The organism is Nocardia anaemiae NBRC 100462, from assembly GCF_001612725.1.
GTDB classification, from domain to species: domain Bacteria; phylum Actinomycetota; class Actinomycetes; order Mycobacteriales; family Mycobacteriaceae; genus Nocardia; species Nocardia anaemiae.
Genome location: NZ_BDAZ01000090.1, coordinates 23,855 through 31,444, shown reverse-complemented (window position 1 = coordinate 31,444; position 7,590 = coordinate 23,855). Strand labels below are relative to the sequence as shown.

The window sequence follows — 7,590 nt, the reverse complement described above, 5'->3', positions numbered from 1 at the left end:
CACCGGCTGCGTCGCCTGCGCTTCTCGGCCGCGTCGGCGAGCCGGGGCAACAGCTGTGCGGGAGGCCCCGCCTCGGCCGCGGTCGGCTCCGGCGGCTCGATCATGGCGAGCGCGGTGTCGGGCTCGACCATGGCGAGCAGACCAGGGAGTCCGGCGAGGTCGGCCACCGCCGCCCGGCAGACCGGGCAGCCCGCCAGATGCTCTTCGTACTCCCGCCTTTCGATGCGGGACAGGGAGCCGAGAATGTACGGTGCATCCCACGTCGAGTAGTCGTCGGCGATATCCGTCATTGATTCGTCACCCCCATCTCCTGTAGTGCCAGCCGTAGCGCCCGCATGCCGTAGTGCATGCGAGATTTCACCGTGCCCGCCGGGATATCGAGTTCCTCGGCGATCTGGTGGGTGGAAAGTCCTCGATAGTAGGCACGCACGATCACCTCGCGATGATCGCCGCTGAGCCTGTTCAACGCGTCCGCGACCAGCCACCCGTCCAGGGCCCGGTCGGCCTGATCCGGTGCGGCCTGCTCGGGCGGTTTGTCGGTTCGGAATTCGCGCCGGTTGCGGGCGCTGCGGTGCTCATCCACGGCGAGATTGCGCGCGACCGTGAACAGCCACGCCCGTGCCGATGTCGTCGATTGATCGAGCACGTTCGGGCGCTGCCACGCCCGCAACAATGTCTCTTGCACGATGTCCTCGGCTCGACCTGGATCGCGAACCAAACCGAGCGTGTATCGCCAGAGCGCCGAAGCATGTTCCTGATACAGAACCCGCATCAGCTCGGCTTGTTCTTCGGGCATTCGTCACCTGCTCCCCGCCTCTCCGCGTTTTGTCGATCGTCCGGGGGTGCCTCGGAATCGTCGCGGGCGGGCGGTAGTCGGGGTGATGGGCTTCTGGGCGTACCCGGCGAGTTACCCATGTACGCACCAGATCACGTGTCTCTTTGCATGTCGGTATTTCCTCCTTCATGCAAACCACGTCCCTAGTTGCGTTCCAGTTCAATCGGATGCGTCGCGAGCAGAGATAGCGGCAGCGGCTGGCGGCGTAGTACGTGGGCCCACAGATCGGGGCGGCCGGTGCTGATCGGATCCGACGGCAGCGCGGACAGCACGATCCAGTCGTTGTTCTGCAATTCGCCTTCGAGTTGGCCGAAGGTCCAGCCCGCGTAGCCCGCGAAGATCCGCAGGCCCTCGATCAGCGGAGTGATCTGATCCGGGTCCGCGTCGAGATCGACGAGCACCACGCGGCCATCGATGCGGCGCAGTCCGCGCACGCCCGTGATCGACGCGCCGACCCGGACAGTGCCGAGACATAGCGCCGCATCCCGCTTGACCGGGCCGCCGATGAAGAGCGTGCGCGGTGCGGCGGCCGCCTCGGACCAGCGCGGCAGCACCTCGTGCACCGCGGTATCGCTCGGGCGGTTGAGCACGACGCCGAGGCTGCCCGCCTCGTTGTGCTCGATGATGTACACGACGGTGCGCCGGAAGGTCGGCTCGACCAGTTCGGTCGCCGACACCAGCAGGGTGCCTGCGCGCACCACCTGCTCGCCCTGCCGGAAATCGCGTCGCCTGCGGTCACCGTGTCCGCCGCGAGTTTTCCGATCGTCCGGGTCATCTCCGCGTGCCACACCGACATCATCGCACTGGCGCGGGCGGTTCGTCGGTCAAGCGGCGTGGCGGATTCCCGAACCGAGGGTGGACGGGACCTCGATCACCCCGAAACAGACCGGTTAGGGTGTGGCCATGGAACGGCCCGAGGTCCTCCTCGACAACGCTGACACTGTGTACGACTTCTATCGCAGCCACCAGCAGAACCGCATCAAGGCTTTGGGTGCCTACGCCATTCTCGGGCGTCGATACCATCCGCACGTCACCTATGCCGAGGGTGCGCGAAAGCTGCTGCGCCAGGTGATTCGCCAGCGCAGGCCACTGCTCGTCGCGCTCAACCACCTCTCTGAATCCGATCCGTACACCGTCGCCGCCGCGGCCTGGCGCAGCGAATTGCGTTCGGTCATCGGGCGAGTTCGGGTGCTGGCCAAGGACGAGTTGTTCCTCGAACCCGACCAGCGCCGCAAGATCGACATGATGGGCGGGATCCCGGTATTCCGCGGTAAGGACCACGGCCTGCGCGCGGTGAATGCGGCCGGGCAGCGAATGATGGATATCTGCGCGGAGCGGATGGCCGACGGCGACGGCATCGCGGTCTTTCCGGAGGGCACCTGCAATATGGTCGACCACACCGAGGTGCAGCCGGTGGGCAGCGGGATCGGGCACATCGCATTCCGCGCGATGAAGCTGGGCGCGAAGCCGGTGCTGGTCAGCATGGGTTTGAGCTATGGGAAGCGACCAGATCCGAGTGTGCCGGTGACCAAGGAGGAGGCCAAGTCGGCCAGCTTCTATTTCGGGGTGCCGATCACCGAACTGCCGACCAAACCCGCGGAGATCGCCCGGCTGGTGCGCACGGATCTACAGCTGGCGCTCGACGGAGCCGTCGCCGCGTACTGACCTACAGCGGCAGGCCGAGCTTCTGGCGCGCCCACTGCGGAACCATCGCGATGTATTCCGGTCGCGATTCGACGACGTGACGCACCATCGGGCACATCGGCAGAATGCCGAAACCTTCCTGACCCGAGGCGTTCAATGCCGCCTGCACCAGAACCCGGCCGCAGCCCCGGCCTTCGTGCCTCGGATCGATCTCGGTATGGACGAAGGCCCGTTCGGCGGCGGTGTCCTGATATTCGGCGTAGCCAGCGATGGCACCGTCGACGAAGATCTCGAAGCGTTCCAGCGCGAAGTTGTTGCGGACCTCAGTCGACATGGCTCGACGCTACTCCGGTGGGTGTGGATCGCTGTGCACCGCAATACCGATCGCAATCCGATCGCCGCTCGACTTGTCCGCGCGTCCCCGGCTGACCAGAATGCTCATGGTCGCGTCGAATACCGCGATGGGCCCGGCGGAGGTACGAAGATGATGAGGACGCCAGGTTTTCCCCGAGCGCTGGTTACTCTCGCCGCCGCGAGCCTGATCAGCGGATCGATCGTGACGGGTTGGGCCGAGGCCGCACCCGCGGCATCCTTCGGCGCCTGCCCGGACTCGTCGGTGACCGAGGGCCGCGGTGTGCAGTGCGCGGTGATCTCCGTCCCGATGAATTACGCCGATCCCGACGGTGCGCGCATCGAACTCACCGTCAGCCGGATCGCCGCGACCGGGGAGCGTCGAGGCGTGATCGTCGCGAATCCGGGTGGACCCGGTGCGGATGCCCTCGATTACTGGGCCCGTCGGATCGATTCGATGCCCGCCGAACTCAACGAGCATTACGACCGGATCGCGGTGCAGCCGCGCGGACTGCGCTGGGCCACGCCGCTGCGTTGCGATTCCACCGCGGCGGCCTCGAAATCCACTGAGGGCGAGCAAGTTTCGCTGGGCGGAGGTAACCGCGACGATATCAAGAAGGCCTGCGACGCGGCACTGCCCGGCTACCTCGACACCATCACCACCGAGAGCACCGCGCGTGATCTGGACGAGGTACGCACCGCGCTCGGCGTGGATCGGATCAGTTATCTCGGTACGTCCTACGGCACCTACCTCGGCGCGGTATACGCGTCGTTGTTCCCGAGTCGGGTGGATCGAATGGTGTTGGACTCCAACGTCAATCCCGAGTGGGTGTGGACCGAGGAATTCGCGCAACAGCAGGTCGCGGGCAAGCAGCGGCTCGACGATCTGTTTTCCTGGATCGCCGAGCACAGCGGCGATTACGGCCTCGGTGATACCGCGCTGCAGGTCTACCAGAACTGGGTGCGGCTGGTCGCCGACCAGGGCGGGGGCTGGTATGCCAACCTCACTCCGCCGCCCGCGAGCGTCGCCGACCTGCCCGGCGCGCTGCCCGAACCACTCGCCGAAATCGCCCGCGACGGTTTCAACGACAGTGTGGAACAGACGGGCAAGGTGCAGAATCTGGTGCGCCTGCTGGTTACCGGCGGTGCCTCCGCGCAGGTGCCGCTGGTCGGTGCGACCGCGGTCGCCACCTACACTCGCACCTTCTGGCCGAGCTTCGCCAGGGCGATGGCCGAGGCCAATATCGATCCGAAGAACGTCCGCCAGCTGCTCGCCATCGAGGGCGCGACCAGCACCGACCCCACCGGTCGCTTCGTCTTCTCGGCCATCACCTGCAACGAGAACAATGTGCCCGGTCGCTACGAGCTGATCGGCTCCGCCATCGCCACCATCGCCACCGGCGGCAATGCCATGGATGCCCGCGCCGATCTGGTCCGCTCCGGAAGCGCATGCGGCAGTTGGAAACCGGTGGTCGAGCCGGTGCCGATCACCGGAAAGGATCTGCGCACCCGGCCCCTGCTGCTGCAGAGTCGCTGGGACGCGTTGACCGCCTATGCGGGCGGACCGGCCATGGCACAGGCACTCGGCGGATCGCTGGTCACGGTGGAGGGCGGCGACCACGGGGCATTCGGTCGCGGCAACACCGCCGTCGACGATGCCGTGCTGACCTATCTGCGCACCGGTCAGGTCACCATCGACCACGCGGATCAGGCACCGTTGCCGTAGTCCTGTGTTCAGCGGCAGCGGTTGGGGTCGGCTACCGGCCGCATCGCAGCCCTGCGCCGCTAAGCCGGTTCCGGCAGCGTCTCGCCGGTCTCCAACAGGGTTTTGAGGTTGGACAAGATGCTCGGCCAACCGCCGCTGATCCCGGCCAGGACGGCACTGCCGGGTTCGAAACCGTCATGGATGACAGTCAGTTCGACGGTTTCGCCGTGGGGTTCGATTTCGAAGGTCACCTTGGAACGGGGCTCGCTGGCCCAGGCCGCCACGTCTTCGGGATTCATTTCGAAGGTGGTGGCGAAGGCGGGGTCGAAGGTGTGCCAGGTGTAGGACAGTCGGGTATACGGATCTGCCTCCAGGACCACCTGTTTCGGGTCCTTGCTGGTCCAATCGCGTTGGTGCCACACCATTTCCGACCCCGGCCGCCAATCGGTGTCGAAGCTGGCGCCCCAGTAGCGGTTGGTGAAGGCAGGGTCGGTAAGGGCCTGCCAGAGTCGCTCCGGCGTCGTCTTGATGTAGGTGGTGTAGACGAATGCGTTGTCACTCATGGGGTTTGTCTCCAATGCTTGTTTCAGGTCGGCCAATACATGCACTCGGGCGCGGTGGTAGCGGGTGATCCAGCGGTCGGCGATGGCGTTGATGGGTTCGGCATTGAGGTAGTGCAGTTTTTCGCGGCCGCTGCGGCGCGTGGTGATCAAGTTCGCGGACTCGAGGATCGCGAGGTGCTTGCTCACCGATTGGCGGGCCATATCCAGTTCGGCGCACAGTTCGCGCAGGGTCTGGCCGTTGCGCGCGTTGAGGCTGTCGAGCAGCCTTCTGCGGCTCGGATCGGCGAGCGCCCGGAATACCTCGTCCATGCCACCTTCTTCGTGATATGCAGCCGTTCGACTGCATATTTACACGATAGGCAGCTGTTTGGCTGCATGTCAATCGAACGCGGGTAAGGAACAGCATTGTCGCGGCGCAATATAGTAGATATGCTACGGATCGTCCCGATCTCACAACGGGAGGATGAGATGACCATGGGTGACGGCGTCCTGCTCGACGTCGAGAAATTGCGGATGCGGTATGGCACCACCGACGTCCTGCACGACGTGACGTTCCAAGCCCGGCCGGGCGAAGTGTTGGTACTCCTCGGCCCGAATGGTGCGGGCAAAACCACGACCATCGAAATTCTGGAGGGCTTCCGCATGCGCTCCGCGGGCCGCGTCGAGGTGCTCGGTGTGGATCCGGCACACGGCAACGAGGCCTGGCGGGCGCGACTCGGCGTCGTCCTGCAGTCATGGCGCGATCACGCCAAATGGCGTGTGCGCGAACTACTTTCACATCTCGGCTCGTACTACGCCCCATACGGCACGGATAAGATCCACCGGCCTTGGGACACCGACGAACTCATTGCCGCCGTCGGACTGACCGAGCAGGCGAACAGCAAGATCGGATCGCTGTCCGGCGGGCAGCGTCGTCGCATGGACGTCGCGATCGGCATCGTCGGCCGCCCCGAACTGCTGTTCCTCGACGAACCGACCGCGGGCTTCGACCCACAGGCGCGCCGCGAATTCCACGATCTGGTCCACAAACTCGCCGACGACCGGACCACCATCCTGCTCACCACCCACGATCTCGACGAGGCCGAGAAGCTCGCCGACCGCATCATGATCCTGGCCGGTGGCCGCATCATCGCCGACGGCTCGGCCGACGAACTATCGCGCCGCATCGCGGGCGAGGCCGAAATCCGTTGGACCCACGATGGACAACGATTCGTGCACACCACCGCCGAGTCCACCGAGTTCGTCTACGAACTGTTCAAGCAGCACGGCGACGAGATCGGTGAACTCGAGGTGCGCCGCGCCTCGCTGGAGGACACGTATATGGCGCTGGTTCAGCAATACGAGTCCGGCAGGCTCGAAACCGAGGTGCATTCACTGGAGGAGGTCGCGCGATGAACCCGATCGATGCCGCCGTGCGGGCCGGAACCCGGCGCGGACTGATCGAAATACGGCAGTCGCTCACCAATGTGCAGGATCTGTGGGGCATGCTCTTCTGGCCGGTCGCCATGGTCATCGTGCTGTTCTTCATGCGCGATGCGACCTTCGAGGCGAGCGGTTTCGCGCTCGGCTCGCTGGCCCTGCCGAGCATCCTCGGCATGCTGGTCGCTTTCAACGGCATGTTCGGCATCGCCCAGATGCTGACCTTGGAACGCGAAGACGGAACATTGTTGCGCGCCAAGGCAACTCCGAACGGCATGGTCGGCTATCTGATCGGCAAGATCGTCACCACGGCGGGCTGGGTGGTCATCCCATTCGTGATCGTGCTGATTCCGGGGCTCTTCCTGGTCGACGGCACGGCGATGGGCAGCGCCGGTTCCTGGCTCGGCCTGATCGGCGTCGTGGCACTCGGCATGCTCGCCACCATGCCGATCGGCGCGGTGCTCGGATCGCTGTTCAGTAACCCGCGCAATATCGGTTTCGTCTCGCTGCCGATCATGGGCATCGTCGCGATCTCCGGCGTCTTCTACCCGATCACCTCGATGCCGGGCTGGCTGCAGGGCGTCGCGCAGGTGTTCCCCGTCTACTGGGTCGGGCTCGGCATGCGTTCGGCGATGCTGCCTGGCGATGCGGTCGCCATCGAACTCGGCCATTCCTGGCGGCATCTGGAAACCATCGCCGTGCTGGGCGTCTGGGCGGTGGTCGGGCTGCTGCTCGCGCCGATCGTGCTGCGTAGGATGGCACGTCGCGAGTCCGGGTCGAACGTGGCGGCGCGCCGCGAGAAGGCGATTCAGCGTGCCTACTGAGGTCATCTACAACCGCATCGCCATGTTGCGGGCCGAGCGCGGCATCTCCCGCCGGGAGCTTGCCGAAGCGCTCGGCGTGCACTATCAGACGATCGGTTACCTCGAACGCGGCGAATACAGTCCGAGCCTGCATCTCGCATTGCGGATCGCGGCGTATTTCGAGGTGGCGGTGGAGGTCGTATTCGCGATCAACCCGTTTCCGCGGCTCGGCTCTGCCGAATCGGCCAGGGCCACAGGGGATTAGATTGA

At 65.4% G+C, this 7,590-nt stretch carries 10 protein-coding genes; 5 read left to right on the top strand and 5 right to left on the bottom strand.

All coding sequences use genetic code 11. The annotated features are described in order from the left end of the window. From NA5_RS36905 to NA5_RS36895, 3 genes are all read right to left on the bottom strand, one after another. The coding region (locus NA5_RS36905; protein WP_174555316.1) for an anti-sigma factor family protein at window positions 1–290 on the bottom strand (290 nt) is incomplete at its 3' end. After that, entirely contained in the window at window positions 287–796 is a 510-nt protein-coding gene (locus NA5_RS36900; RefSeq protein WP_062993672.1) for a sigma-70 family RNA polymerase sigma factor, read from the bottom strand. The genes NA5_RS36900 and NA5_RS36905, both read right to left, overlap by 4 nt. 182 nt (window positions 797–978) lie before the next feature. After that, window positions 979–1,623, bottom strand: a complete 645-nt coding sequence (locus tag NA5_RS36895) for a YqgE/AlgH family protein (RefSeq protein ID WP_084484702.1) — start codon at window positions 1,621–1,623, stop codon at window positions 979–981. Between the two features lie 115 nt (window positions 1,624–1,738). On the opposite strand from NA5_RS36895, the gene NA5_RS36890 reads away from it, so the two are divergent. Beyond that, window positions 1,739–2,500 (top strand): 1-acyl-sn-glycerol-3-phosphate acyltransferase, encoded by a 762-nt coding sequence (locus tag NA5_RS36890; RefSeq protein WP_062993671.1) that lies wholly within the window; start codon window positions 1,739–1,741, stop codon window positions 2,498–2,500. A 1-nt stretch (window position 2,501) separates the two neighbouring features. On the opposite strand, the gene NA5_RS36885 is transcribed toward NA5_RS36890, so the two are convergent. Further along, entirely contained in the window at window positions 2,502–2,813 is a 312-nt protein-coding gene (locus tag NA5_RS36885) for a GNAT family N-acetyltransferase (RefSeq protein ID WP_062993670.1), read from the bottom strand. Window positions 2,814–2,963: 150 nt separating this feature from the next. On the opposite strand from NA5_RS36885, the gene NA5_RS36880 reads away from it, so the two are divergent. Next, complete coding sequence (locus tag NA5_RS36880; protein WP_062993678.1) at window positions 2,964–4,556, top strand: alpha/beta hydrolase; 1,593 nt, start codon at window positions 2,964–2,966, stop codon at window positions 4,554–4,556. A gap of 59 nt (window positions 4,557–4,615) precedes the next feature. Here the strand turns inward: NA5_RS36880 and NA5_RS36875 are convergent, their stop codons facing one another. Continuing rightward, on the bottom strand, window positions 4,616–5,407 hold the full coding sequence (locus NA5_RS36875) for an ArsR/SmtB family transcription factor (protein WP_062993669.1): 792 nt from the start codon (window positions 5,405–5,407) through the stop codon (window positions 4,616–4,618). A gap of 159 nt (window positions 5,408–5,566) precedes the next feature. Here NA5_RS36875 and NA5_RS36870 point away from each other — a divergent pair, with 159 nt between their 5' ends. From NA5_RS36870 to NA5_RS36860, 3 genes are read left to right on the top strand one after another with little or no spacing between them, the layout of a single operon-like run. After that, the gene (locus tag NA5_RS36870; protein WP_062993677.1) at window positions 5,567–6,493 is read left to right on the top strand and encodes an ABC transporter ATP-binding protein; all 927 of its coding nucleotides are present in this window, start codon (window positions 5,567–5,569) and stop codon (window positions 6,491–6,493) included. Then, the gene (locus NA5_RS36865) at window positions 6,490–7,341 is read left to right on the top strand and encodes an ABC transporter permease (protein WP_062993668.1); all 852 of its coding nucleotides are present in this window, start codon (window positions 6,490–6,492) and stop codon (window positions 7,339–7,341) included. Before NA5_RS36870 ends, NA5_RS36865 begins: the two co-directional genes overlap by 4 nt. Next, window positions 7,331–7,585 carry a helix-turn-helix transcriptional regulator gene (locus tag NA5_RS36860; protein ID WP_062993667.1) on the top strand — a complete coding sequence of 85 codons (255 nt, stop codon included), beginning with the start codon at window positions 7,331–7,333 and terminating at the stop codon, window positions 7,583–7,585. The genes NA5_RS36865 and NA5_RS36860 overlap by 11 nt, the downstream gene beginning before the upstream one ends. Window positions 7,586–7,590 lie beyond the last annotated feature (5 nt).